Consider the following 351-nt stretch of genomic DNA (forward strand, 5'->3'; position numbering starts at 1 on the left):
CTAGCTAAGATGAACGTAAAACAAAGACAGCCCTCCAAATTACTACATCTCGTAGGTTAAAATGGAAAGTGTAACCCAAACCATTTCAGAGCTACATAGCAAAGGAGAGCTGATACTATGCAGTCTACCACAAAATTCATCGGTTTAGATGTATCCAAAGCAAAAATTTCGGTTGCAATTGCTGATGTGAGCGGGGAAGCTCCACGCTATTACGGAACCATTCCCCACACACCGGCAGCGTTACGCAAGCTGATCAAAGAGCTGGGAGCGGCCGAAACGCTATCGTTTTGCTACGAGGCAGGACCCACAGGTTACGAAACATATCGCTGGATCGCCTCCATGGGGGCCCAC

1 pseudogene is annotated in these 351 nt (G+C 47.9%); it reads left to right on the top strand.

Annotated elements, in window-relative coordinates:
- Positions 1-117: 117 nt before the first annotated feature.
- Positions 118-351, top strand: a pseudogene (locus MJ257_RS24725) (IS110 family RNA-guided transposase); the annotation flags it as partial.

It is taken from the genome of Paenibacillus timonensis, from assembly GCF_022427145.1.
GTDB lineage: Bacteria > Bacillota > Bacilli > Paenibacillales > Paenibacillaceae > Fontibacillus > Fontibacillus timonensis.